Raw genomic sequence first — 26,725 nt, 5'->3', positions numbered from 1 at the left:
AAATTTTCCGCTTGTTTCTCATTTTTTGTAAATCTTTAAGTTTACAAAATTAAATATATGTAAATGTATATGTTTACAAAAAACAACGGTCTAGTATAAGAATAGTAGCGGGATTTAATGTTCGGACTTTTCAGATAGTTTTATTGTTTATTAAAAGCAGGAAATTGAATTCATTTAACCATCAGCCGCTATTTTTTATCTAAGTTATTAAGGATAGTTTTATTCCAAATTATTAATTCTATCGTTCAGTTTTTTTAATTTTTTTATTAGACTTTCAAATGAATCTGTTTCTCCATAGAACATACTTTCTTTCATCGCTTTATAATCCTTTTCATACTCATCTATAATTTCTTTTGGCGGAATAAAGTTTAAAGTACTATAGTTATGTTTATCATAATCTACCCAAGAGACTTTTGTCAATTTACTTCTGTGTTCTATAATAGTATTATATAAATTTTTGTCAGAAATTACTTTTTCTAAATATTCTGTGTCCATAAGTCTTGAAATATCATAAAGATGTCTTGTCATTCGTTCACTTCTAATTTTTCTATCTTTTGGCTTTTGAAATTCTTCGTGTAATAAGAACATCTTTTCAATTAAAGTTCTCGTTGGAATTACTGTTGGGATATTTGTTGGGTGGTCAACAAAATTTTCATTTGGATAAATTTCACTTATAATTGATGATAACTTTTTATTTTCATATGGTTCAATGAGTGACCTTGAACTAATTTCTATTAATATTCTCGGTTGTAAATATTCCTGTTGCTCAACTAATGATAGATATCTTATTTCTATGGCTAAAGGGTCTGTGTCAGATTCTTCAAATTCAGTAACGCTTAGTTCAAATTCTTTAACTCCATTTTTTAAAAGAGCTTTTTCAAGAAGGATATGGAATTTTTCGGCTACATACTTGCAGGACGCTTTTCTAAGGTTCTTAACTTGAGCTCTACTCAATTCTCCTTTAAAACCAAAAAATGACCTATCAATAGCTAAATCAATGTCTTCTGAAAATCTTTCTATAATTCCCCAAGCTTTACTTAAAGATGTTCCTCCCTTAAAAACTAAATGTTTAGCGACCTCTGTTGAATATATAGCTTGCAAAGCTATAATAACCCATAAATCTTTTTCGACAGCTACAGGAAGTAATCCACTCTTTGTACTTGCTTGATTTATTATAATTCTTCTATCGTGTTCGCTAAGTTTAAACCACTCTTCCATTTTATTGTTCAATTATTTTTTTGATAATTTCGGTTACCCATTGAGGTGCAAGTTTTATATCATGTGTAACAATATCTTTATCAACGGTTAATAATATTTGCTTTATTCTTTCTTTGACTTTTGAACTTATATTTTCCTGTCCTAATTCTTTTAAAGCTTGAATTATAAGTATGATTTTATCACTTTTTACAGAAAGTAGCTTTGGCGAAGCTTTTTTGAATTTGATACTTCCTTTATTGATTTTTATTGACCTCGAAGACCCGTCTGTTAAGTAGACCACATTCATAGGAACTTGTGTAGATAAACCTAATTTATTTAAAGCGTGTATTCCTGTGGGAATTATTCTCGCTTTATCTCTATTAGCGATTGCTATAGCGATTTCATCAATACTAGGGTATAAAATTCCAAATTTTGGATGTCTTTTTGGATAAAGGTAAATTCCGTGAGCTAATCTTAAAAGAAATTCATCGTCCTCTAATCTGTTTAAGGCTTGTCTTACTGCCGTAGAAGTTCCAAACTTAGAGAAGTTATACGGGAAAAATATTTTCCCCTTTTTATAATTGGTAATTGCTTTTTTTACTTTTTTTTCGACAGATATAGCCATTTTTAAATATATAATCTGTCACAAATATAGTAAATAATTGTGACAAATATACTGTGTGAAAAGAGTAGTGTTTATATTAGGAAAAGACTAAACCTTAGAGTATTATTTTCGACCGTCATCCTATTGAATAAACACACTAATTTAATGCATGTTCTAAACCATAGAAGACCCAACGTTAAAATGTTTTGTAATTCAGTAGGTGAACTACATAAAAAACATTCTATTTAATGATTTCGGGGCAAATACGAGGCAAACGGTATCAAATAAACTTGTTTAATAAAAAAACCTCTCATAATCAAATGATTATAAAAGGGCTTAGTACTCGAGACGGGTGCCGAGGCAAGCTCGGCAGTAAACACTGCGTCCCTTTATTGGAGATGATTGTATTTTTCATAAATAAAAAAGACTCTTCAGTTAAGAAGAGTCTTTAGTACTCGAGACGGGTGCCGAGGCAAGCTCGGCAGTAAACACTGCGTCCCTTTAGTTGAGATGATTGTATTTTTCATAAATAAAAAAAACTCTTCAGTTAAGAAGAGTCTTTAGTACAAGAAATCCGACAAATATCGAACTTTATTATGCAGGATATGTACATTATTCTCCACCATACAAAGCTTTTGGAAGTAGGTATAAGCTTCTTTGACTCAAATAATTAGTAAACTCAAAAACTGAGTACAGCCAAAATAATTAAAATTTACTGATTTTGGCTGGGTCTATAATTGGCCTATTTTTAGGAAAGCTTACCGTCTTATAAACCATGGTCATTATTCAGTTTTCTTGTCGTTGATATTTAACTTTCTTCGATTTTAGTCGGCTCGTATGTCAGCGTTTTTTATTATTTTAAAGTACCGGCAATTTTTAAAATAATTTCTCTAGTTGTAATGTCGTTGCAAGCTCTTTGCACATTAATTGGTAAATAGTAACCTCGTGGGGCTTTGGCAAAAGGCTCGTAAAATTACCTGCATCTAATTTTACTAATACCAACCTCTGTAATTGTATTGAATATTTTGTGGTTGATTTTCACCATAAGCAACTCCGATATCACGAGCAGCTTTTATCGTAGATTTTTGAATATCAACATCATCTTGCTGTTGTTTTAACTTAAAGTCCCACTCACGTTGATCTAATTCTTTTATTCTTTTTGCTATCACATTTGAAAAGTTAAGTGCTTCATTATAACAAGATGAATTTGGATCTATATTTCCAAGATAATTCGATGCTTTACTTGCACCTGTACCGTCTAAATTTGCATTCCACACATTTTTTGCTTCTGCCAAATCAACTTTACATTGCCTATCTATTTGTTGTTGATATATGGGTCCAACCTTATCCATTGCTTTATCAAAACAATCTTTACAAACCTCTGGAATTGAAACTAATTTTGCAATGGCCGCATCAAATTCATTTTGACTAACTAGCGCATCAGCTTCTTTCAAAATAAAATCACATTTACTATTATAATACTCTATTATTTTATTTTTTCCTTGTTCAATAAAACTTTGGTATTTGGGATCCGAAACTTTTAGATTTTTTAGTGCAGCCATATATGCTTTAGTTTCAGTTTTACCAACACCTTTTAGTGTTACTGATGTACTTGAAAACAAAGTGCCTTCAACACCATCACCAATGTAAAGAGTTATTTCTAAAGTATATGCTTGCATAGGAGGGGCAGTAGGAGTAATATCCTTTGTTAAAATAACAACATTGGCTGTAATAATAAAACGATTATTTAAAGAACTGCCTCCCATACCATTTTTTGTAGCAATACGATTTAATTTGTTCTGCAAATTTGATTGAGCAGAAGGCGTTAGTCCTTCAATTTGATCAGAAACTACCGATGCAAGGGCTATACGCCCTGCATCATCTGCTTTCCCTTGATTGTTTTGAGCAAACAAAACATAATTGAAAAGAAAAAATCCGATTATTAATGTTATTTTTTTCATCTCTCTAATTTTCAAAATTTATTTTTCACCTAAAACTAATTGAGCCTGACCAAGACCTTTCATCATTAATTTCGATTCAATTTCGTAAGTATCCTTTAAGTATTTTCTTAATCCATTTGCCCATCCTCTGGCATCTAGTGCTCTTTGCCTGCCATTTCTTTCGTTATACAAAGGAATCCGAACTTGTTCCATTAACATCATGTTCTCCGTAGAAGTTGAGGTCGAGAATCTGCCCTCAACAGTATTACTAGCCACCCAATCTTCTAATAAAAATCCAAGTTCATCATCTCCAAACTCATCTGTTTCTAAATCATAATCCCAAGTATCCCATGTCATAATGCGAAGCGTAATTTCCCGACCATTTGTAAACATATCATCAAAATGATTCTGAAGTTGTACATTAAAATTATCAAGGTGTGAGAGAACGGCTTCTTCTAATAATACTGGCAATTCGGCAGTAAATGATGGTTCACCAGTACCAGAAGCCCCAGCAATTTGCTTATCGGTATAAGCGTCTAATCCTTGTAAATTAAAAGTAATTGATTTTTTAGGTCCCGTAGTATTAACTGTCCATGTCATTTGCATCCAAATATCTGCTTTTGCGACTTTCTTTAATGCATCTATCGGACTTTCATTAATCTCTCCTCCTCCTTTACTGGTTAACATGGCATCTTCTGCAGCCTCACTTTCTAATGACTTAAGAGATGATTCCAAATTTTTAAGTGGGAAACCTCTATCTGCCATTAATTCGTTTATTTTACTAATAACTAATAACAAATCTGAATTTTCTTGTAAAGCTTTTTTATAATCAGGAACCTTAACTTGTAATCCTTGATTATCAAACTCCATCATATAACCATTTGTATTACACCAAACATCGCTTGGCACAATCATAATTGTTGGTTTTTTTGCCTGTGAAAAAGCACTTGCTGTGCATAAAACCAATAAAAATGCTAAAATTAAATGTCTCATATATTTACTTTTAAATTGTTAATTTTTAAGAATTTCGTCCTTAATCATTTGTTGCTTTAGTTCTGCACGGAGAACACGTATAACAACACCGTGAGTAACACTCTGGCGTGCTCTCTTGCGATCTCTTGATACTTTTTGACCAATGCGTTCGTCTTTTAATGATACAAATTTTTTGTAATTGCCATTATCAGCAAAGAATTTATTAAAATATGCCTCATGTTTTTGCCGAGCATTCACCTCTACAACAACAGGTCTTTTTTCGCAATCTTGCTTACCTTCATAAATGCCATTGAAAAGAACATCGTTAACAGCGTTTTTTTTTGCTTGTTCAATTACATCAAATCTATTCCTTCCATTGCCCCAAGCCTTAACAGTTTGCGAGCCATCCATTTCAATCCCAAGACATTCTGTTTTGTAGGAGTAATTCCCGGCAATTTTCTTTTGAGAATTACAAGAAATAAAAACTATTGATATTACAAAAAGTATTTTTGTATAATTTAAATATTTCATTCCTATTTATTTTATTAAAAACCACTGCCAAGTCCTTTGATAATTCCGGCATCTTCCAAATCTTTTCGTAATGCATCTTTATTAACATTGACTACAACACCTATTTTGTATTCTTTTTTACTGATTTTAATTCTATCACCTGCGGCAATAGCACCATTATTAGTTAGAGTAACAAATTTTTGGTATTTCCCCCCAGTGTTAAAAAAATCCTTGAAAAAATCTTCTTTTTCCTGCTCCAAATTTGGACTTTGTGCTAATGCTTTTTGCCCTTTAATCCTGTCTTTATCAGGAAATCCTTTGAAAATTATACCATGAACAGCGTTCTTTTTTGCTTGTTCTAGGGCTGTTTCAGGTTTTTTTGAATATGACCAAACTTTTATTTGATAGGTACCTTGAGTTCCTGTTCCTACTGCTTCAATTTCATATCTCCATTGAGCAGTTTCTTTGTCAGCTTTCTTTTTTGACTGAGCCATACAAAAGTATGGCAAAGTCAAAAATGCAACAAACATCAGTACTATGTGTATATTTTTCATGTTGATTTCTTTAATGTTTACGAATATTTATTTTACTTGCTTTAGCAACATCCCCGACTGGATTTTTTTACTTCCTTTAAAAGCTGTTCCATTGATAGGATTTCCATTTTTATCTTGCATTTGTTCTACTTGTTCCCCTGCATTATATCTATTATCCCAAACTATTTTTTTGTCTGCTTGGACTGAACCAACTTTCTTATATTCTGTTAAGCCGGTTTTAGAATTTAATGTCATTTCTAGTACATCAAACTTTTCTCCGCCTTTTAAACCTTCCTTCATGCCAATTTGAGCAGTAATTGGATTAACTGAAATCACAGGTACTTTTGGTTTGAACACATCATTTTGCTTTTGTAATTTAGCAAAAGCATTATTAACATTTCTTACTAGAGCAAGGTCTATTATTTGTTCTTGTGTACGGGTTTCTCCAATTTTGAAAGTAACTAAGCTTTGATTGTACTGTACCCCAACAAACTCAAGACTAAATAAATCAGATTTGTCAAAAGCAGAAGGATCAGACCACAAGTCATTATAAAAAATTGCAGCTATTTCTTCATTCCAACTCAATTGATACAACCATGTTTTCGACCATAAAGAATACCCTTCCTTTGTTTTCTCATATGCAGCATCAGCAGCTTGTAACGCTTTATCGATAAACATTTGTGGTTTGCCCGCCATAGATTTAGCTATCTGAGCTTTTGCTGCATCACGAACAAGAGCAGCTGCAGGTTCATTTTCTATAAACTCTAACTTCGTAAAAGTCACAAAAGAATTTCTGATTAACTCTTCTCCAGCATCACCAAGGGATGCCAATCCTTTTGTTTGACCTTGTGCGATACTTGCTTCCAATTCAGATGCGTTATAAAACCCTCGCTCTTGGATTAAACTCATATCGAATTTACCGTCAGCACTCCTATTAAACCATTTTTCTACTACCTTATTTGCTAATTTATTGTCATTAATTACTTTATCAATTTTTAATTGATATTCTTGTTTCTCAGTAGGCATAACAACTGCAATACTTTCTTCAGCATTTAGATACTTAACAGGTTTTAAACTTCCTATTGCTTTTGCAATTTGAAGAGGATTCGTTAAAGTGTCTTTCAAAAATCCTGCACTAAGTAATTCTTGTTCTGATAATACAATTGAATTAATATTAAATGATTTTAAATCAATATCATGCTTGTTATACTTATCAGGAAACGGATAATTGTTCCATGAACTCATTACTGCATCCTTGTTAGGGAAACTTTCAGACTCAATGAGAATCATTGATAAAGAACTCCTGCGATATTTAAAGTCTTCGTTCGACTCTTGGGCGTATGCTTGAGTAGTTCCTATCAAACATGCTACCGTTAAAACTGTGTAAATTAATTTTCTCATTATTTTAAAATTATAATTTTTCTTACTCGTATGGCTTTTCAGATTTCGCCTTGTTTTTATTGTAGTTTTCTTGCTCTACATTTTCTCAATTCAATTCAATTCGGTTAAGGTGGTACTCTACATATGTCAATTCTCAAATATAAAAATGTTTCGTAAAGCAAAGACAAATTGCACTCTTTGAAAAAGCTTTGGTTGATGCGTTGGCTATTGTTTTGATTTGTTTATCGAGTAAGCAATCAAAATAAAAACTAACAATAAAATTCCATTAACAATTACATAACTTGGGACAGAAAAATTAATAAACGTAAAAATCAGGTTGCTAATCAGAGCAATTGCAAAGAAAATTCCAGAAACAACTCTAATATTGGTCGTAGTTCTAGGAGGCTCAAAACTTGCTCCAATAGTCATTATCAGTGCCGTTGTAAGAAACACAAAACTGCCTGCACTTAAAAGGTTTTTATTGTCCCCAACATAAAAATTATATAAGCCATAAGTGATAAGAGCACTTACTGCTATGGCTATTGTTGTTTGCACAAGATTTATTCTCATCAGCTATTTATTTTGTTGAAATGGCGGTGGAGTTAATGCAACCAACTTTAAAACTTCTGGAATTTGTTCTGCCATTTCCCAATTTGACATAGGTGGCATCCAAACATAAGTTTCTTTTGAAACTTTTTTTTCTGCTATCAACCGAGCCAATTCGTGTTCTGAAAATGGTCCTGCTTGAAATCCTTCAATCATTGCGTAGAAAAATATTTCTTTTGGTTTTTGCATTTGGTTCATTGCACCGGGAATATTCATACTAGTCATTGATTCATTCATGGCCCTAACCATTTGTTGTGCGACAGTAATACCCATACCAAATTCAACTAATCTGTCCATTGAAAAAAAGCTACTATCATCCATAATACATTTTTTAGATGTTAATACTAAATTAAGGTGCAGGTGGAGGAGGAGGAGGAGGTACTGCTCCAAATAAATTTGCAAGTTCTTGAACATTACCTGCTACTTCCCAACCAGCCATACCCTGTTTCCATACATAAGTGTCTTTAGTAATTTGAGCACTTTGAATCATTTGTTGTAACTGTTGCCATCCAAACGGGCCACTTTGTTGACCATTTACTGAAATATTATATTGAACTTGAGGTGGTGGTGGTGGAGTTTGTTTTTGTTCGTTCATTCCTTGCATCATACCACCAACAGCTCCAGCCATGCCAGAGCCAACTGCACCGCCCATTGCCATACTTGCCATCATTGAGCCGGGATCCATCATTCCGCCTCCGCCGCCAGAACCGCCGCCAGAGCCCATTTTCCCCATACTTTCAGCTGCTGTTTTGGCTACTTCTGTTTGTTGGTTTAATTGATGAACAGATATGTTTTGTCCTTCTGTTTGAAGTTTTTGTGCCCGTTGTGCTTCTTCTCTTTGAATACGAAGTGTTTCCTCCATATTCGTAGCGTTGATTTCCTGAGTATCCTGTAAATTCTTAATATTTACGTCTGTCTGTGCTCCAACAGTTTTTGTTGTCTGTTCTGCTGTAACTTTTCTTAATTCGGCATATCCTTCAGCTTCTTTGTCAACTTCAAGGTTTGCAATATCCAAACCTTTCATGTTTACACCAAAATCTGTTTCAAGTCGAGTACCTAAATATTTTGCAACTAAATCATTTATTTCAAGGATTTTTCTTTCCATTTGTAACACAGGTATTCCATTATCGGATGGAATGTTTGTTACAACACCCTTAATATACTTGGTTACAGCATCTTTTATTTGCTTTTTAAAATCATCTAATTCAAAATTTATTAGACGATTTAATTTTATAAAGCCTTTGTAATCTGTAATATTAAAGGTAAGCGTGCCCCTTACTGCCATTGGTACCGCAAAATCCAAAAATCGAGGGTCGAAAACATCAAAATAAGGAATGCCAAATCTTATTTGAACATTACCCGAAAGGTTCATAAAATATATTTCTGCTTGAAATGGTGATGCTCCACCAAATGCAGCCCCCACGATATTTGTTAATATTGGAAAGTTTGCGGTTTTTATAGTTTGGTCATAAGGGCCGTGTATAAAATCTTGATTTTCCCCATCTCTTTGTTGGTAAACAAAAACGGCAAGTTCTCCGTCTTTAACTCGCAAACTACTTCCGTAACGTATGGAATTTTCTTTTTTTGTGCTATTCGCTTCTCCCGAAGGTCGCCATTTCCAAACAAGATATTCTTGTTCGTCACAGCGGATTACGTCCATTAATCCGCCTTCTGATTTTTTACCGAATATTCCCATATTTCATTTTTTGATTACTTAATGCCAATTTCATTAGCGTATTGCAGAATTTCTTCAAGAGCTTTTTTATCTTCTCTCATTGAAAATTTAGCTTTCATAATTATTTGTTCGCATTTAGTTTTCCATACCTGTGCAAATTCATTATGGGCCTTGTTTTCTAGGTTATTTTTGGTTAAAAAGTTACCGATTTGCTTGGCTTTAGGTATAGCTAAGGATAAAAATTCAAGAATGTCATTCTTAGTTGTAGGGATTGGAAAATTTGAAATAATTTCCATTTTCTTTTTATCAATTTTCCCAGGGCCTGTCATTCCTGAAAATGATTTTGCATAAAAACTACCCATTGCCTTCAATGGATTACTTGTATCCAAATCTTCTTTTCTCATGTCCTCCGCATCATTTAACATTTTAAAGAGTTTGTCAATTGAGGCATTAGCTTCAATATTGCTAAATTCATGACCACAATCAGCACATTTTGTTTGAAATGATTGAACTATTGCCCCACATGCGGGACATTTTTTCACATCACCAAATTTGTCTGATTTTGGAGCAGCTGTTGCCTGGGTGCTTTGTTGCATTGATTGTTGTTTTTCATAAAGTTTTGCTTCCAAAACCATTTCAAACTCATCGAGGTCAACACCAAATGATTCTGCTTTTTTGAAAAGAATTTGCTTTTCTTTTTCAGTGAGCTCTCCGTCCATAAGGGCCATCTCAATCAATTTTTCTAATTGTTCGTTGTACATCATCTTAAAAATAAATAGTTATGATTCAATTTATTATTCTTGTTATTTATTGTAAAAATTAAAAAAAAATTTGGCAGATAACACTAGTCCATTTCATATTCTTAGTGCAAACTAACTGCTAACCAATTCCGTATCTCAATTCCAAACCCTAGTAATTAGTACAATAAATGAAAAAGGATTTAGTCTTAACTATTTAGATGTTTACTGCTGCATAGTTTGTGAGGTACTCATCATACTTACTATAATTCTAAGACTATTGACGACATCTAACTATTTCCATACATTGTTGTCTTAGTAATTAACAACTGGATTTCTCCTCTTGCTCGTTAGCTTCCATTTTTCTTTGTCTTTATGTATCTAAAAAACTCATTGTTATGGTTTCTTTTTTTAGCTCGATTGTAACTCTTTAAATTCAATGCTACCTGCGCGACTTCCCCATTTCTATCACGGATAAAAGTCTGTATTTGATTCGTCCTTTAAATGCAAGTACAATTCCCATTGCATTAGCTAAAATCACTTATATTTTTATCATTATTAATGTCTTTTTGGTTTAAAAATTCTTGGCCTATGGCAGAAAAATATTCTTTTACAACTTTATTTTTTAGAAAATTCAATTGGGATTTCAGTTTATAAATTTGGTTACTTTTTTATTTTATTATTACCCCTTATAGTAGGCATAAAAAAATACTTAGTCATTGGTGTTTATGGTATTGTTATATTTTAACATAATAAATAAAGTAATAAACCTATGTTTAACTTTAGATTAATAAGAAAACTAAGTTGTGTTACCTAATTTTACCTAGTTTTTTAATACATCTATCCCGATATTTATTGAAATAATTATCACCGACCATGATTATTTTTTCCCTGCCCTATTTTTACTAGTAAATTCCTAATTCCATTTAATTTCTGGTAATAATCGAATTTCAATTCGTTGTAAAAACTACAAATTGGTTGCAAACATTGGTCTTGTAAGGTATCAATCTTAAAGCATCACTTTTTTGGTTTATACTGATGGCTAATAGTTTAGCCCCTAATAAGTTCGGAGTGATATTTTAAATTTCAAAACTAATATATTTGAGATATGAAATACAAGAAATGGACTTTAAAAGAGAAGTTAGAGATACTCTCTGCTTCAGAGGAAATTGGCACTGTAGAAACCTGTCGTAAGTACAGCGTTAGTACTGGTACTTTTTATAGTTGGAAGAAGAAGTTTGAGCACAAGGGAGAAGCTGGCTTAAAGGTTACTTATGATACTAAAAGCAAGGAGCTTAAAGAAGCAGAGGAAGAAAATCGTGTATTGCGAAAATTACTCAGTGATAGAGAAATCGAACTTGAGGTGCAGCGAGAACTTTTAAAAAAAAGTTTGGGACGTCAGATCCAAGAAAAATTTAGTAAATGTCACTTGCAGGAAGCATAAGTGTAGTAAAACCCAGGTTATAAAAATGGTTGGCATCGTACCGAGTAGCTATTACAGAGTACCAAGCAACGGGAAAAAAGGAAATAAACCATCTAAACAAACCTTTCATAACACAGAAGGCTTTGTATCCCAAGATACCGTCATAGCTTCCGTAAAGAAGATTCTAGAGCACGAATTTATAGATTGCGGATACCGATTAATGACTAGTTATTTAACTATAGATGGTTACACTATCAACCATAAAAAGCTCTATAGGATTATGAAGGAAGAAGGCTTATTAAAGCTTGACAATAGAATAGACAGAAGTGGTTCTGGACGAAAGTTTGTAAAGTTTAGAAAAGTTAATACCTCTAGACCTTTAGAGTGCTTAGAGATGGATATAAAGATGGTTTGGATACCAAGTGTAGGTAAGAATGCTTATTTGCTCTCTATCATTGACGTTCACACACGTAGAATATTAAAAGACTATTTCTCTTTTAATATTAAACAAAACAATGTAATAGAACTATTGTCTGAGTTGTTTGAAGACTATGAATATCCTGATAATGTGATCATTAGAATTGATAATGGCAGCCAATTTATAGCAAAAAGAGTGCGTGAATATTTAGGTCTGATTGGAGTACAGCAAGAGTTTACACACATTGCAACACCAGAGGAGAATGCACATATTGAAGCCTATCACGGAATATTAAAAAAAGAAGTCTTTAGAAGGTTCGATTATCAATACTTTGGCGAAATAGCGCAAATACTAAAACGTTACGTGAAATTTTATAACAATAGAAGGCTTCACGGCATGTTGGGACGCATAACACCAATGGAAAAATGGAATGCAGATAAGCATTTTATTATAATGAAAAAATTAACCGCTTAATTAATAATCGAAATTTAAAAAATTACTCTTGTTTTATAGGGGTCAAAACACCCATGTAACATAACTCTGATTTGAAAAAAATAACTTTTGATGCCTATACTCAAATCGATAGGATTCTTGCTTTCAAATTGTTCAATAAGCTTTTTTAAAAAGGATAACGAATCTTTATCCTTTTTTTGAGAAGGCAGGAATTACCATAAAAGATGTTTTCGAGTAACAAATTTGAGCAAATTATAATTACATAACTAGATAAGTATAACTTCACCGTGCATTAATCGTACATTTTCATATGCTAAAAACCCGAACAAGTAAGTATTTAATTAAGTGATTTTTATTAATTACAGTGATTATGCGGGGGAAATGCGATATATGATAAATAAATAAGGCTCATAACAGGATAGTTACATAGTTTATCAATACTCGAGACCGGCACAGAGGCAAGCTCGGCAGTAAACACTGCGTCCCTTTAGTTGAGATGATTGTATTTATCATAAATAAAAAAGACTCTTCAGTTAAGAAGAGTCTTTAGTACTCGAGACGGGTGCCGAGGCAAGCTCGGCAGTAAACACTGCGTCCCTTTAGTTGAGATGATTGTATTTTTCATAAATAAAAAAGACTCTTCAGTTAAGAAGAGTCTTTAGTACTCGAGACGGGACTTGAACCCGTACGGGCATTACTACCCATTGGATTTTAAGTCCAACGTGTCTACCAATTCCACCACTCGAGCGATTGTGTCAGCGACACATCATTGGTAATATAAAACTTATTTAATAACAAACTTTAGAGCGAAAGACGGGATTTGAACCCGCGACCTCCACCTTGGCAAGGTGATGCTCTACCCCTGAGCTACTTTCGCAAATTTAAAAAACATCTACTTTTTAAAGCGGTTGCAAATTTAACAACTTTCCTTATACTGCAAAGGAAAAAATGAAAAATTATGAACTTGCTTTCTCTTTTTTTACCAGCATGCGTTTGATCTCGTTTAATTTCATCAAAGCCTCTACTGGCGTTAAGGTATTTATGTCTACCTGTAAAATTTCTTGTTTGATAGTTTCTAACAAGGGATCGTCTAGATTAAAAAAACTCAATTGCATTTCTTCTTCCTGAATGGCTTTCATAGCTTCTTTAGAATCTTCTTGTTTGTGCGTCTTTTCAAGCCGTTTAAGTATTTTATTTGCTTTTGAGATCACTTGCTGTGGCATTCCTGCCATTTTAGCCACATGAATTCCAAAACTGTGATGACTACCCCCAGGAACTAATTTGCGCATAAAGAGCACTTTATCTTTTAATTCCTTCACTTCTACATTAAAATTTTTAATGCGTTCCAATTGAGACGTCATGTCATTGAGCTCGTGATAATGAGTAGCAAATAAGGTTTTGGGACTAGCAGGATGCTCGTGTAAATATTCGGTGATGGCCCATGCGATGGAAATACCGTCATAAGTACTTGTCCCGCGGCCTATCTCATCAAGCAGCACCAAACTTTTCTCACTGATATTATTCAAGATACTCGCACTTTCATTCATCTCTGTCATAAAAGTAGATTCTCCTTGAGATATGTTGTCACTGGCTCCTACTCTGGTAAATATTTTATCTACAACTCCCATTTTCACCTCTTCGGCAGGAACAAAACTTCCTATTTGCGCCAATAGAACAATCAACGCCGTCTGTCTTAAAATGGCGCTTTTACCACTCATGTTAGGACCCGTAATCATGATGATTTGCTGGCTGTCTCTATCCAGCTGTACATCGTTAGGAATGTAAGGCAAGTCTGCTGGAAGCATTTTTTCTATCACAGGATGTCGACCGTTTTTAATGATTAACTCGTCGGTACCTAATAATTCTGGCCTGGTGTAATTGGACGTCACCGCATGGGAAGCAAAAGAAATCAAACAGTCCAATTGCCCTATTAACTGAGAATTATTCTGAATGGTGGTAATAGAAGGCATGATCTCCCGAACAATTTTATCAAAAAGCTCTTGTTGTAAGGCATGGATGCGGTCCTCGGCACCTAATATTTTGCCTTCATATTCTTTAAGCTCTTCGGTGATGTACCGCTCTGCATTGACCAAGGTTTGCTTTCTCGTCCATGCTGCTGGAACTTTATCTTTATGTGTATTGCGTACTTCTATATAATAGCCGAATACATTATTACTAGAAATCTTCAAACTGCTGATGCCCGTTTCTTCGGCGTGTCTGGCAAGCATCTTATCCAGGTAATCCTTTCCTGAAGTTGCTAGGCCTCTTAACTCATCCAATTCTGAATGATATCCAGGAGCAATGGTATTCCCTTTTAAAATATTTACAGGGGCATGCTCATCAATAGCTTGTTTGAACAACTCTATTAAGTGAGTACAAGGATTCAAACTATCTCCTATTAAATGAAGCGCTTTGTTACCTGAGGCTAGCACTTTTTCTTTTATAGGAATTATAGCCTCTAAACTGTTTTTAAGCTGTACAACTTCTCTAGGGCAAATTTTACCTACGGCAACTTTTGAAATCAGTCGCTCCAAATCGCTCATACGTTTTAGGTAGGACCTGATTTCTTGCTGTTGTTCTTGGGATTTTGTAAAAAACTCAACGATATCATGACGCTTGTTGATTTGCGCGGCATCTTTTAATGGAAATGCCATCCACCGTTTGAGCATGCGCCCACCCATTGCTGTAGTGGTCTGATCGATAACGTCAATTAGGGTTACCGCACCTTGACTTAACGGGGTGTATAATTCTAAGTTGCGTACCGTAAAACGGTCCATCCATACAAAATTGTCGTCTTCAATACGAGAAATATTTGAAACGTGATCCAACTTATCGTGTTGAGTTTCTTCTAGATAATACAAAATCGAACCCGCCGATATAAGCGCCTGATCCAACTTTTCTACTCCAAAGCCTTTTAAAGAATTCACTTTAAAATGTTTGAGAAGTGACTTCGTGGCAAAGTCGATTTGAAATACCCAATCCTCTAAATGAAAGAATGGTAAATCATATGGAAATTCTTTTGCCAGTGTTTTTTTATCGCTACGAGTTACTAAAAGCTCGCTAGGATCAAAATTTTGCAATAACTTATCCACTTCTTCTTTTGAGCCTTGAGAAACTAAAAACTCCCCTGTCGAAATATCTAAAAAAGCCACTCCATATAAATTCCTGTTGACAGAAAGTGCGGCAAGAAAATTATTTGTTTTAGAACTCAGCACCTCATCGTTGAGAGAAACTCCTGGAGTAATCAACTCGGTTACCCCTCGTTTTACAATGTTTTTAGTCTGTTTAGGATCCTCTAATTGATCACAAATAGCAACTCGTTCCCCTGCTTTTACCAGCTTAGGCAAGTAAGTGTTTATGGAATGATGGGGGAATCCAGCTAGTTCTACATGATCACCACCATTGTTACGGCTGGTCAATACAATATTGAGAATACGAGCTGTTTTAATAGCATCTTCTCCAAAGGTTTCATAAAAATCGCCCACTCTAAATAACAATAAGGCATCAGGATACTTGGTCTTGATCTTATTATATTGCTGCATTAAAGGAGTTACCTTATTTGAATTAGTGGCCAAATTGATGCTTTTATAGGAATATCAAAAATACGATTTAGCCACTGTGATCAATCTAAAACTACTCAACATTTTTCAACAGTGAATACCTACTTATCACTATTCCCATTGGAAGTTTTTGGAGACCGATTGCTTTTTGATTGCCTTAAACATAGCCGACTCTAATCCATTGGTCTCGGTGAGTGATTGTGTCGTGATGTATTGATCTCTTTTTTGGTTGAGTTCTTTGATCTTGTTTTGTATGGAGGTGCGCTCTTGTTTTTTCGCTTTCGCGAAAGCGGCAATCTCCTTCTTACTTTTAGTGCGAATGCTGTCTGGTAAGGTCTTTATATTCTCCTCCGTAAGCACTTTTCCCTTCATGTCTTCATCATCTAAAGCATCAACCAAGTCCCAACTGGAATTGCGATAATTTGCAGAAGATTTTGCTAAGGTACGCTTCACATTGGCTTGAGCAGACACCTCCTGAACCGCTTCGTCCATATGCATTTGTACGGCTTTATTTTCATACCCCTGACGGCCGAAAGCAATATACGTATCGTTAAGCAAATGGTTGTAATTCAAAATCTGATCGTCATAAGGAGTAGCGACGTAGGCAGATTTCTGGTTGTGATCCAAGTTCATGTATTGTCCTTTTCCTAAAGTGGCGCCTTCTTTCCATTGCAACTGTGCTCCCGTATTCCAGTCTCCACAAAAAATGGTGTTGACCACCACGTCTTTTTCTATAGCCTGAGCAATACTCGAAGAAAAAGGCACCGTACCTTGATTAAAACCTTCATTCCCAGCTATAAAAATCATTTTAAGATCGTTTTTCCCTTTTTTCCACTCCAATTGCTTTAAAGAGGTTCCAATTACAGTCCCGCAATACTCTTCTCCACCATTGGTCCTTAAGCTAAATAGCTCTTTGCTGATCAAGTCCAAGTCGGTAGAGAAAGAGAGTACTTGACGCACAAAACCTTCTTCTGAATGTAACCTGCTGTTACCGTACTCATAAAGTGCAATTTCTAATAAGGCTTGTTGCTCGTTGCAATGCGCCCCAGACATTTTGTTGACCACGTCCCAAAGTTGGGTTTTGGCCTGATCAATCAGCCCATCCATACTATTACTGGTGTCTAGAAGTAAGGCGATTTGTATGGTTGCCGGCTCTTCCACCACTGTTGCCATCGCAGCAGTAGTTTGTGGAATCTCTATCCCGTTTGTTGCGATTTCTACTCCGTTTTCAGCCGCAGTGCCTTTGCAGGCCATTAATGCGGTAACACTTAATGTAAAAGCAATTGTTTTTAGATTTTTCATAATATTTAAATTTTGTTTTTATTTCCGTTCTCCTCTTAAAAACCTCCCCTTCAGGACCAGAGAAAGGGTTTTTGGATTTGATTTTGATTTTGATTTTATTTTTGATTTTGCTCCCCTTAATTATTAGGTAGTTCTTTAATATCAATAGGTCCACTCGGACTTACTACATAGACTTTAGGGTTAGGTGTTTTTACAGGCTCTGGTTGTGGCTCTGGTTTTTTCTCCACAGGTTTGAGGGTGTACTGCAAACTCAAATCCATTCCTAATTGGATAACCGGCATTGTAATCGATGCATTTACGACTACGTCATACCCGTTGTAGGGAATAGGGTCGTAGTAATAAGATGTAGGTTTTCGCACGGTGGTCACACTTTTTTGATTTTTAAGAGCCTCCATACTTATATTTTCGGCAGCGAGGTAGCTTTTATAAAAATCTTTAGGCGTGTAGTAATATTTTTTATCGCCCATCATGACGTTGTAATTACTCATGTCAAAGCCTAATTTTTCATAATAGGCTTTCTTTTTTGTTACCTCAGCAAGCAATTTGTTTTGAAGGTCTTCATAAATTGCTTCTAGGTTTTTTACATAGTAATCAACTTTTACCAGGTTGTACACCTCAGCTTTTCCACAGGCAGTTAGGATATTTTGAAAATCGCTGTCTTTTCTATAACTGATCAATAAGTTTTGCTGTAGTTCAAAGCCTACGGGAACTTCGGTATAGGTTTTGGAAAACAGCTTTTTAGTGACTTCAATCTCGTATTGAGGTACAAAAGAAATCATGTCCAGGGCAAACTGCCCTTCAAAACCTTGGCCACGCAACTCTTCTTTGATCAGGTCGATTTTATCGTTTATCAATTGGGTGGTTTCTTCGGCAGTTTTACCTACTTGAACGATATTAAATACGGCGGTATAATCGGTGGCCTCAACATTGTAAAGCGATCGTAAATTGATATGGAGCATATTACTGGGTTGAGGCGCAGTGTATTGTGGAGCATACGGATTTCCAAAAGCAGCGCCATTGCCCATGCTGCTTACAATATTTGCTCTAGAAATACTCATGTCTTCAGCCATGTTATTAAAATTACCCATGTGTTGCGCATTCATACCAAGTACGGCAAATAGGAGAATAAAGGTGGTGATCTGTTTCATTTTCTATTGATTTTGCATCAAATCTATTGGTATAAAAAACCGTTACATAGAACCAATGAGTGAAAACAGCCTTTGAATGAGTGTAATGCTATTCTTGACGAGTTCGCTTTCGCGAAAGCGTTCAAAACACCTTCTATAACTACCTAAAGATGGCTTTTCAAAGAAATCATATATTTTTTTATGACTAAGTTTACAGCCTGATGAAACACATTATCACTTTATTATTCCTGCTTTTTACTTTTCAAATAGCAGTGGCACAAAACAAGGAATTTGCAACGCCTCGAACTGCAGAGACCAATATGGTACTGCAGGGACGTGTTTTGAGTGAAAGTGGAGTACCTATTTCTGGAGTGAATATAGAGGGGAAAATGGGCCGTTATACCACTACAGATGCTCGCGGTACCTTTAGTTTACCCGCAAATATGGGAGAAGAAATCGTTATTAAAGGTCTGAATTTTGAAACTGTTTATTATCGTATAACAAGTAATGAACGCATAGAAATACGCGTACAAAGTGACAAGCAAGATCAAAAAAACCGCAGCAGCGTCCCTTACCAAGTGGCTATGGATAGCGCACAAATCTTTCTGAAAAAAGACGCACAAAAATCAGCCGACTTCCTTATTGCCGCGTTATCTAACAACCCTAAATCACTTAGCAAAACTCAAGAAAGTGCCGCTTATGAAAAACTAGGCGACCTCTATAGTTTTAATAAACAATACGATCTAGCCATTGCTAATTATACGCAGGCAGAAGAGCTCAAAAGCAGCCTTGCTCTTGTCATAAAAAAAGCAGATATGCTGCGTCTCAATGGCAATTATCAAGAAGCCATTGCCGCTTACTTAGCTGCTGATGTTTACGGCACTAATAGATCAAAAAAGAACCTAAGCTCTGGAGCTTCTTCTACTTTAAAAATAAAAAGGCTGACAGGTCTCGCTGCTGCTTATGCAAAAACAAATGATAGCGAGAAGGCCTTGCAAACGTACCAACAAGCATTACAACTGGCCCAAAACGCCAGTTTAAACATACAAGTAACTTCCATCAATTCAAAAATTGCTGCGCTGTTAAATGAAATAGGTCAAGTAGATAAAGCAGAGGCCTATTACAATAGAGCCATTCAAGAATCTAAAAAAGAAGGCCGTACGGCTAATGTTGTTGCCCAATCACAAACAGCCGACTTTTACCGCAGCAACTCTCAGTTTGATAAGGAAATTGCCTTGCGTAAGAATAATATTGAAATTCTGGATGAAATTAAAAGCGACGAAGCCAAAGCACCACAAAAAAATACCAATAAAGCAGGTGTTTTAAACGAGGTGGCTATAGCCGAGGATGTCATGGAAGAAAGAGCTATAAAACCTGCTTATGAGCCTTCCCCTTCAAATGGAATACCTCGCTTGTCCAAGCAAAAAGAACAACTCAACATTGCCGAAGCTTTAGAGTCTCAAAACAAAATTAAAGAGGCGATCACCTATTATGAATCCAGTCTGGACGAAGCAATAAAGAATAATGACCTAGAAGTAAAAAAGGACGCTGCAAAAAGTCTGTATGAACTCAATAAAAAAGCGGGAAATACTAAAACAGCACTGGCTTATAATGAATTGTATATCAATACGGTCGATGCCTTGTATCTAGAAAAAGAACATGAATTAGAAGAAAGCTCTAGAAAAACCAAAGAATTGGTTTCTAAACAGACCAGGATCCTAACCCTAGAAAAAGATCGCGAACTTACCGAGAATAAAATTGCCCTGATCAATACCGAGCGCGAACTTACACAGCAAATGAACCAACGGCAGCGCTGGATCATTTATTCGCTTGTTGGCTTGAGCCTGTTGCTGCTCACGCTGGCATATGTTATGTACCGCAACAACAAGCAGCAAAAAATCAACAACCATTTACTCGCATTAAAATCATTGCGCAGTCAGATGAACCCGCATTTTATTTTTAATGCACTCAATTCTGTCAATAACTATATCGCACAAAATGACGAGCGTGCGGCCAACAAATACCTGGCAGACTTCTCTAAATTGATGCGTAGTGTTTTAGAAAATAGCGAGCTGGACTTTATACCGCTAGAAAAAGAAATCGATCTTTTAGGCTTGTATTTAAAGCTGGAGCACGAACGTTTTAAAGATAAATTTGACTTTACTTTAGAGATCGACCCTTCTTTAAAAAATACCAAAATGCAAGTGCCACCTATGTTGCTGCAACCTATCATAGAAAATGCGGTGTGGCATGGATTGCGTTACAAAAAAGAAAAAGGCTTTTTAAATGTTGCTTTTACTTCGACAGGCTCAGCACGCAGCTCGAAAGCGGAACAAGGAATTACAGTCACCATCACCGATAATGGAATCGGTCGAGAAAAATCCAAGGCCATAAAAACAGCACATCAAAAGAAACGAGACTCTAAAGGGTTGGGCAATATCAACAACCGTGTGGCGCTGTTGAACGAGTTGCACGATTGTAAGATACATTTGGAAGTAAAAGATGCTGGATTAATTCCTGATGTGGGGACTGAGGTTGTGGTGAGCATCCAGAAAACCTAATGAGATGCGTTCAGATTTTCATATTATTCATGGTTTTAAGTGTTTCTGCGCAACCAGACCCTGTTGTGTCTGCTCAAAAAGGTTTGGAACGTATGCAAGACTCTATAAAAGCATATCCAGATGTGACTCGCTTTAAAGAAGAAAAATTAAGACTACAAACTTATCTTGACGTTCACGAAAAAAGAAGGGCAAAAAATCATAAAGCCACATTTTCCTATGTGAATCATCTTTTAGAAAACGATAGTACAGATGTAGATTTTACTAAGGAAGAACTTTATGTACTAAGAGGTGATTTTAGACTTTTTGAGCATACGGATTATCAAGGAGCAATTGAAGATTACATACAAATACTGCGTGAGAAACCTCATAGTAGAAAGTTGGTTGATGAAAAAATTTTACGAGTTTTGAATCACAAAAAAGGGCTGGCTTTTAATTCGCAACAGCTTACGATCACTGAGAAAGCAGCAATCACCAAAAAAACAACACTAGAAGCCAGTGTTTTTAGACAGTTTGTAAATTACAAAAGTGCTGTTGAAGGAACTACGCAACAATTAAAAGAATTTTCTAAAGGATATATTCTAGGACAGCGAGTAGTTTTTTTTCAGAGGGTTTATGAACTGGTTGATTTTTATATTTCAGAAGGTGAATTTAAAAAAGCACATAAGGTTCTCCATTCTTTGAGTGCCTATACGACACGCGATCCTGTCACTAACACTTATAATTTTGAAAATTATAGTGAAGTATATCAAATGCTTGCAAGAGTTCATACCACATCAGAGCTAGAGAATGATGAATTATTTCTAGAGCAATTGTACTTATTTGTCGGCTCTCCTATAGGTCAAACACAAGAAATAGATGGTGACTTATGGGATCGTTTTAAAGCACTTCAAAATAAGAACGAACTATGGCATTTTATAAATACCATAGTTCATTTAAGAAAAGCCTATTATGACGGCCTTTCTAAAGAAGATAAAACAGCAGCCATAAAGATCGCTCAAACATCTTTAGAAAAGGTTGAAAAGTCAAAAAGTTTTGCAACTAGCACAGATTTCCACTATCCGTATTACTATTTAAAAGCCATTTTTGATTATGAATTTGACGGAAATGTTAGACGAGCCTTTGAAAGTATTAACAATGCGCTAGCTCGCAATAAAAGAGATTTCTTTGTTTTTGAATACCGACAAAGAATGATGCGATTGTACAATAACAGGCCTTCTTTTTCTGGGATGACCGATCAAGAATTAAAAGAAGAAATGAAATCTAATTCTTTGTCACAACAGGAATACTCCTCTCAGATAAAGGAGAAGCCACTGACTTTAGAGCTGGTTTTTGATATTATTGACATGAATAACCAGTTATAAAAAGTAATCTACAAAAATTAAAACCATGAAACTAACCGCTATCATAGTAGAAGACGAGCAGATATCGAGAGACATCTTAAGGAACTATATATCCAAATACTGTTCGCAAGTGGAAGTCCTTCACGAAGCAACTAATGTAGAAGAGGCTTTTGAATTGCTTCAAAAAACAGAGGTCGATTTGGTATTTCTAGATGTAGAAATGCCATACGGAACTGCATTTGATTTACTGGATAAGTTGCCCAATCGTACTTTTGAAACTGTTTTTGTCACCGCTTACGATCAGTATGCCAAAGATGCGCTGAATCAGCAAGCAGCTTATTACCTTACTAAGCCTATTGAAATCGATGAACTGATTAAGGCAACAGAACTAGTTAGGGCGATCAAAGAACGTGAAAACGAAGTGAATGTGGACCTCAGCATCAAAGAACAAAACAATTCACAGCTTACTGATAAAATCACCATTCCTACCCAAGAAGGTTTTGAAGTACTGCTTATAAAAGACATCATTTATTGCAGTGCAGACGATAATTACACGCATATCTATCTGGAAAATGACAAAAAACTGGTTTCAAAAACCTTAAAACACTTTGACGACATGCTGTCTGATAAAGGTTTTGCCCGTATTCATAAATCTCATCTGATCAATGTGTCTCATGTTACTGCTTATAAAAAAGGCAAAGGGGGTAGTGTAATACTGGGAACCGTAGAGCTTCCTGTAAGTCCGAGTAAAAAGCTGGATTTGTTCGAGTTTTTTAGTTAGGTCCAACAGTTTCCTCTTTCCGATTAATTTTCCTCAAGTTCCAAATTGTCTAGCTATGCATTCCTCTCCTTTTGTAAACTAAACTCCTAGATGCACTTGAAAAACAAGCTTTTGATGCTTTAAGAAATCATAAATTATCAATAAGAATGCTTATTGGCTTATTAAATGTGGATAGAACTAAATTTAAAAATCCAATAAGCACACCTCTCTATTTGCTATTTCTTTAGTTAAATAATCTAGAGTTTCTATTTGTAGATTAGAATACAGCAAGTGTTTTCCAGCTTGATGCGTTGGATTCAATAAATTTTCTGATTTTAAAATATGTGCTGTCTGTAGTGCCACTGCGGCTCCAGAATCAATGATACGCACTTGCGTAGGAAGAAGTTCTTGAAGTATTTCTTTGACGTAAGGGTAATGACTGCATCCTAAAACCAAATAGTCGATTCCGGAAATCATGAAGGGTTCTGTAATACTTACGAGAAGATCCCGCATCTCTTCACTGTCTTTTTTACCTGCTTCTATCAACTCTACGATTCCAGTTCCTACTACTTCAATCGTATTGACATGTTGCGTAAATTCTTTTTGGGTGTCCATAAAAAGTTTGCTCGACAGGGTTCCTTTAGTAGCCAGAATACCTATTTTTTTAGTGTCACTTTTAAGGGCTGCAGGTTTTATGGCCGGCTCAATCCCTATAAAAGGCAGGTCGAAATGAGCGCGTAAATAAGAAATAGCATTGGTAGTGGCTGTGTTGCAAGGAACTGCGATAAGTTTGCAGTTTTGGCTTATTAAAAACTCGGTGTTTTTAATACAGAGCTTGATGATCTCCTCCTTAGATTTACGACCGTAAGGCGCATGTTTGGAGTCGGCCAGGTAGATGGTGTTTTCGTGAGGTAATAATTCAATTACTTCCTTCCATACACTTGTTCCTCCCACACCAGAGTCAAAAAAACCTATTGGATTGCCGTTCATAGATGTAAAAATAAGAGAAAATACGTTGAATTATAACATATTAATTGCAAGGTATTTAGTTGTGCTCATAAGGATGCTCCATGAGTAATAATTAAATGTTCCCTGAGCTAGCAGATGGCTTTAAGAAGGCTTTCGCGAAAGCGAAAAAACAGTCTTAATGACAGCCACAATCTCCGTCACCGCAATCAGAGGAATGGAATTTTTTGGGAAACAATGATTTTCTCAAAAGCCAAATCACTGCTGCAACAGCAATAAGAATAACGATGATCGTTTGTGCTATATACATTACTTCAATATTTGAAATGCGCCCAATGCAGCAAAATATGCTGCTGCGGTCATGAATAAAAATTGAATCGCTGGCCATTTCCAGCTATTGGTTTCTCGTTTTACAATGGCCAGTGTACTCATACATTGCATAGCAAAAGCATAGAATAACAACAAGGAAATACCACTGGCAAAATTAAATAATGGCCCACCTAGAATCGGATTCGTCTCTGCAGCCATGCGTTTCTTAATGGTTTGTTCTTCCTCTCCATCGCTTTCTACACTGTAAATAGTTGCCAGCGTTCCTACAAAAACCTCTCTCGCTGCAAAAGAACTTACTATTGCAATACCTATTTTCCAGTCGTACCCTAATGGCCTTACAGCAGGCTCAATGCCTTTGCCTATGTAGCCTATAAAACTGTACTCCAACTCGTGAGAAGCGATCTTTTGATCCATTTCGTCTGCAGTCAAGTTTTGATTTGCATATTGTTCTTTGACAATGGCCTCGGCATTGTTAAACTCTTCTCCTAATCCATAACTGGCCAATATCCATAAAACTATAGAAATAGCCATAATGATCTTACCAGCTCCTACTACAAAGCTTTTGGTTTTTTCAATAACCGTTATCACTACATTCTTAAACATGGGTAATTTATACGCCGGCATTTCCATAACAAAAAAGGATTTGCGATTAATAGGCAGTATCTTGTTAAGCACCCAAGCTGAAACTATGGCAGCAACAAAACCTAATAAATACAATAACATCAAAGTCAGCCCTTGCATATTAAAAGCGCCTCCTAAAATGCGTTCATCAGGAATTACTAGGGATATAATAATTAGATAAACAGGTAATCTCGCCGAACATGTCGTGAATGGTACAACCAATATGGTTATCAATCGCTCTTTCCAATCTTCTATATTTCTAGTAGCCATAACTGCTGGAATAGCACAAGCTGTTCCAGAGACTAATGGCACCACACTCTTACCACTTAAGCCAAATCTCTTCATGATATGATCCATGAGAAATACCACACGACTCATATAACCACTTTCTTCTAGAATGGCGATAAAAAGAAATAGAAATGCAATTTGTGGTATAAATATAACGATACCTCCCAAGCCGGGTATAATCCCTTCGGCCAACAAGTCTGTTAAGGGTCCTGCGGGGAAAAAATTATTTGCCAAAGAACTCATGCTGGCAAAAGCTCCATCGATCCAGTCCATAGGATACGTGCTCCAGTCGTAAATCGCTTGGAAAATAAGTAGAAGAACGAGAAAGAAAATTAAGTACCCCCAGACCTTATGCAACAAAACGCGATCGAGTCGTGTTCTTATATCTTTTGCATTTGCTGTATCGACAGTGAGTACTTTTTTAAGCAAGCCATTGATAAACTGATAACGCACCACTGTTTCTTTGTGTTGCATTTTCTTCAAATCTGACTCTGATTTGATGTCAAACTTATGCTTCTTTAAGTCTTCCATATCCCGGTTGCGGTCTAGCTTTCCAAAATTGACGTCTTGTGTAATCACCAGCCATAATTTATAAACCAGCTGATTGGGATAGGTTTTCTTGAGGTTATCAAAATATTCGGAATCAATTGCCGATGCGTTAAGACATGGTTCAGAGGTCAGCTTTTTATAGTTGGCTATAGCCTCTTTAAGCTCTTGAATCCCTTGATTTTTGCGTGCACTCACTAGAATTACAGTCGTATTGAGCTCTTTCTGCATCAGGTCTATGTCTAAAGAGATCGCTTTGCGCTTCATGCGATCGGCCATATTGATGACCAGTATGGTAGGGATTTCTAAATCTTTAATCTGGGTAAATACCAGCAAATTTCTCTTGAGGTTTTCGATATCGGAAACCACAACAGCAACATCTGGAAAATCCTTAGAATTCCTATTAAGCAAAGTCTCTACCACGATACTTTCATCTATTGATGTGGTATTCAAACTATAAGTTCCAGGAAGGTCTAGAATATGCGCTTTAAGACCTCGGTCTAGTTTACATAAACCTTCTTTTTTCTCTACGGTAATTCCAGGATAGTTCCCTACCTGCTGGTTGAGACCGGTAAGTCTATTGAATAGAGAGGTTTTTCCTGTATTAGGATTCCCTATTAGCGATACATTAATTGATTTACCCATCGAGTTCTACCCTAATTTTGACTGCTGTTTCTCTTCTAATCGCCAGGTGAGTTCCATTAATATCTAGATAAATAGGATCTTTGAATGGTGCAGACTGCATCATGGTAACCCGATTACCTGGCAAACAACCCATTTCTAGTAACTTTAACGGCACATCGATCTCATCAAATTGCTTAATGATAGCCGTTTCTCCTCTTTTTAAGTCTGCTATAGTAGTACTCAATGCTTATT

Annotated in this window: 23 protein-coding genes and 2 tRNA genes; 5 read left to right on the top strand and 20 right to left on the bottom strand. The window is 35.6% G+C overall.

Annotated features, from left to right (window positions below; translation table 11 throughout):
- Nucleotides 1-219 precede the first annotated feature (219 nt).
- The 11 genes from KG732_RS12130 to KG732_RS12080 form a co-directional block, all read right to left on the bottom strand.
- The gene (locus KG732_RS12130; protein ID WP_213524108.1) at nucleotides 220-1,218 is read right to left on the bottom strand and encodes a nucleotidyl transferase AbiEii/AbiGii toxin family protein; all 999 of its coding nucleotides are present in this window, start codon (nucleotides 1,216-1,218) and stop codon (nucleotides 220-222) included.
- A 1-nt stretch (nucleotide 1,219) separates the two neighbouring features.
- Nucleotides 1,220-1,822, bottom strand: coding sequence for a DUF6088 family protein (locus KG732_RS12125; protein ID WP_213524106.1), 603 nt, complete (start codon nucleotides 1,820-1,822; stop codon nucleotides 1,220-1,222).
- A gap of 971 nt (nucleotides 1,823-2,793) precedes the next feature.
- Nucleotides 2,794-3,762 carry a hypothetical protein gene (locus KG732_RS12120; protein WP_213524104.1) on the bottom strand — a complete coding sequence of 323 codons (969 nt, stop codon included), beginning with the start codon at nucleotides 3,760-3,762 and terminating at the stop codon, nucleotides 2,794-2,796.
- A gap of 18 nt (nucleotides 3,763-3,780) precedes the next feature.
- Nucleotides 3,781-4,734 carry a DUF6175 family protein gene (locus tag KG732_RS12115; RefSeq protein WP_213524102.1) on the bottom strand — a complete coding sequence of 318 codons (954 nt, stop codon included), beginning with the start codon at nucleotides 4,732-4,734 and terminating at the stop codon, nucleotides 3,781-3,783.
- A gap of 18 nt (nucleotides 4,735-4,752) precedes the next feature.
- Nucleotides 4,753-5,244, bottom strand: coding sequence for a hypothetical protein (locus KG732_RS12110; protein ID WP_213524100.1), 492 nt, complete (start codon nucleotides 5,242-5,244; stop codon nucleotides 4,753-4,755).
- Between the two features lie 14 nt (nucleotides 5,245-5,258).
- Nucleotides 5,259-5,777 carry a hypothetical protein gene (locus tag KG732_RS12105; RefSeq protein WP_213524099.1) on the bottom strand — a complete coding sequence of 173 codons (519 nt, stop codon included), beginning with the start codon at nucleotides 5,775-5,777 and terminating at the stop codon, nucleotides 5,259-5,261.
- Between the two features lie 27 nt (nucleotides 5,778-5,804).
- Entirely contained in the window at nucleotides 5,805-7,157 is a 1,353-nt protein-coding gene (locus tag KG732_RS12100) for a hypothetical protein (RefSeq protein ID WP_213524097.1), read from the bottom strand.
- Nucleotides 7,158-7,361: 204 nt separating this feature from the next.
- On the bottom strand, nucleotides 7,362-7,706 hold the full coding sequence (locus tag KG732_RS12095; protein WP_213524095.1) for a hypothetical protein: 345 nt from the start codon (nucleotides 7,704-7,706) through the stop codon (nucleotides 7,362-7,364).
- A gap of 3 nt (nucleotides 7,707-7,709) precedes the next feature.
- A complete protein-coding gene (locus tag KG732_RS12090; RefSeq protein ID WP_213524093.1) occupies nucleotides 7,710-8,063 on the bottom strand; it encodes a DUF4339 domain-containing protein in 354 nt (117 codons plus the stop codon).
- A gap of 28 nt (nucleotides 8,064-8,091) precedes the next feature.
- Nucleotides 8,092-9,438 (bottom strand): SPFH domain-containing protein, encoded by a 1,347-nt coding sequence (locus KG732_RS12085; protein WP_213524091.1) that lies wholly within the window; start codon nucleotides 9,436-9,438, stop codon nucleotides 8,092-8,094.
- A gap of 14 nt (nucleotides 9,439-9,452) precedes the next feature.
- Complete coding sequence (locus KG732_RS12080; protein WP_213242717.1) at nucleotides 9,453-10,181, bottom strand: hypothetical protein; 729 nt, start codon at nucleotides 10,179-10,181, stop codon at nucleotides 9,453-9,455.
- Nucleotides 10,182-11,262: 1,081 nt separating this feature from the next.
- Here KG732_RS12080 and KG732_RS12075 point away from each other — a divergent pair.
- A complete protein-coding gene (locus tag KG732_RS12075; protein WP_300980450.1) occupies nucleotides 11,263-11,598 on the top strand; it encodes a transposase in 336 nt (111 codons plus the stop codon).
- Nucleotides 11,599-11,623: 25 nt separating this feature from the next.
- On the top strand, nucleotides 11,624-12,469 hold the full coding sequence (locus KG732_RS12070) for an IS3 family transposase (RefSeq protein ID WP_213242716.1): 846 nt from the start codon (nucleotides 11,624-11,626) through the stop codon (nucleotides 12,467-12,469).
- 641 nt (nucleotides 12,470-13,110) lie between these two features.
- On the opposite strand, the gene KG732_RS12065 is transcribed toward KG732_RS12070, so the two are convergent.
- From KG732_RS12065 to KG732_RS12045, 5 genes are all read right to left on the bottom strand, one after another.
- A tRNA-Leu gene (locus KG732_RS12065) sits at nucleotides 13,111-13,196 on the bottom strand.
- Between the two features lie 57 nt (nucleotides 13,197-13,253).
- A tRNA-Gly gene (locus KG732_RS12060) sits at nucleotides 13,254-13,325 on the bottom strand.
- Between the two features lie 79 nt (nucleotides 13,326-13,404).
- Nucleotides 13,405-15,990 carry a DNA mismatch repair protein MutS gene (gene mutS, locus KG732_RS12055; protein WP_213524157.1) on the bottom strand — a complete coding sequence of 862 codons (2,586 nt, stop codon included), beginning with the start codon at nucleotides 15,988-15,990 and terminating at the stop codon, nucleotides 13,405-13,407.
- Between the two features lie 129 nt (nucleotides 15,991-16,119).
- Complete coding sequence (locus KG732_RS12050; RefSeq protein WP_213524089.1) at nucleotides 16,120-17,310, bottom strand: vWA domain-containing protein; 1,191 nt, start codon at nucleotides 17,308-17,310, stop codon at nucleotides 16,120-16,122.
- Nucleotides 17,311-17,426: 116 nt separating this feature from the next.
- Complete coding sequence (locus KG732_RS12045) at nucleotides 17,427-18,458, bottom strand: hypothetical protein (protein ID WP_213524087.1); 1,032 nt, start codon at nucleotides 18,456-18,458, stop codon at nucleotides 17,427-17,429.
- A 200-nt stretch (nucleotides 18,459-18,658) separates the two neighbouring features.
- Here KG732_RS12045 and KG732_RS12040 point away from each other — a divergent pair, with 200 nt between their 5' ends.
- The 3 genes from KG732_RS12040 to KG732_RS12030 are packed head-to-tail and all read left to right on the top strand — an operon-like array spanning nucleotide 18,659 to nucleotide 23,119.
- Nucleotides 18,659-20,998 (top strand): histidine kinase, encoded by a 2,340-nt coding sequence (locus KG732_RS12040; protein ID WP_213524085.1) that lies wholly within the window; start codon nucleotides 18,659-18,661, stop codon nucleotides 20,996-20,998.
- A 29-nt stretch (nucleotides 20,999-21,027) separates the two neighbouring features.
- Entirely contained in the window at nucleotides 21,028-22,359 is a 1,332-nt protein-coding gene (locus KG732_RS12035) for a hypothetical protein (protein WP_213524083.1), read from the top strand.
- 25 nt (nucleotides 22,360-22,384) lie between these two features.
- Nucleotides 22,385-23,119: a LytTR family DNA-binding domain-containing protein gene (locus KG732_RS12030; RefSeq protein ID WP_213524081.1), complete on the top strand. Its 735-nt coding sequence runs from the start codon at nucleotides 22,385-22,387 to the stop codon at nucleotides 23,117-23,119.
- A 183-nt stretch (nucleotides 23,120-23,302) separates the two neighbouring features.
- Here the strand turns inward: KG732_RS12030 and murI are convergent, their stop codons facing one another.
- From murI to KG732_RS12010, 4 genes are all read right to left on the bottom strand, one after another.
- Entirely contained in the window at nucleotides 23,303-24,088 is a 786-nt protein-coding gene (gene murI / locus KG732_RS12025; RefSeq protein ID WP_213524079.1) for a glutamate racemase, read from the bottom strand.
- A gap of 154 nt (nucleotides 24,089-24,242) precedes the next feature.
- Nucleotides 24,243-24,374 (bottom strand): FeoB-associated Cys-rich membrane protein, encoded by a 132-nt coding sequence (locus KG732_RS12020; protein ID WP_213524077.1) that lies wholly within the window; start codon nucleotides 24,372-24,374, stop codon nucleotides 24,243-24,245.
- Nucleotides 24,374-26,494, bottom strand: a complete 2,121-nt coding sequence (gene feoB, locus KG732_RS12015; RefSeq protein WP_213524075.1) for a ferrous iron transport protein B — start codon at nucleotides 26,492-26,494, stop codon at nucleotides 24,374-24,376. The genes KG732_RS12020 and feoB overlap by 1 nt, the downstream gene beginning before the upstream one ends.
- Nucleotides 26,487-26,717: a FeoA family protein gene (locus KG732_RS12010; RefSeq protein ID WP_213524073.1), complete on the bottom strand. Its 231-nt coding sequence runs from the start codon at nucleotides 26,715-26,717 to the stop codon at nucleotides 26,487-26,489. The genes feoB and KG732_RS12010 overlap by 8 nt, the downstream gene beginning before the upstream one ends.
- Nucleotides 26,718-26,725 lie beyond the last annotated feature (8 nt).

Source organism: Nonlabens sp. (assembly GCF_018401815.1).
Classification (GTDB): Bacteria; Bacteroidota; Bacteroidia; order Flavobacteriales; family Flavobacteriaceae; genus Nonlabens.
This window is presented reverse-complemented; position numbering and strand designations above follow the sequence as displayed.